The 391-nt window shown below is 32.6% G+C and carries 1 protein-coding gene and 1 pseudogene; both read right to left on the bottom strand.

Annotated elements, in window-relative coordinates; all coding sequences use genetic code 11:
- Nucleotides 1–244: hypothetical protein (locus AC1DIH_RS28225; protein WP_477774100.1), on the bottom strand; the 244-nt coding region annotated here is incomplete at its 3' end.
- A 57-nt stretch (nt 245–301) separates the two neighbouring features.
- A pseudogene (locus AC1DIH_RS28220) lies at nt 302–364 on the bottom strand (hypothetical protein); the annotation flags it as partial.
- Between the last annotated feature and the right edge of the window lie 27 nt (nt 365–391).

Genomic DNA, 391 nt, shown 5'->3' with positions numbered 1-391 from the left:
CTACACGCCATAAGTGATCAGACGTAACTTCAACATCTGCGTTATCTTTACGTTCTTGTTTTTTGTTATAAATTCTAATAAATCTATCGCTATCACGAACGCCAAAATATTTTGTTTCTGGCATTCCATTAATTCCATAGAATACAGTCTTCTTCAAAGCTTTATCTGACATTACATAGTAGTTGCTTAAATCATCTTCAAAATCAAAGGCTAARTCTAWTCTTGTAAAACCGTCATCTTCCATRTAGTCGATRATGTTTTGTTTTAACCAAAKCATTTCTTCATGYGTAAGTTTATTTGGATTAAATTCAACACGCATATTACGTCTATCCCATGTATCTGCTTTTACTTTGTCGTATTCGATATAAACTTTTTCCTGCAGYGCTTTAGC

Source organism: Pseudomonas sp. 05N36, from assembly GCF_056397385.1.
The sequence above is the reverse complement of the archived record's forward strand: the minus strand, read 5'-3'. Positions and strand labels throughout refer to the sequence as shown.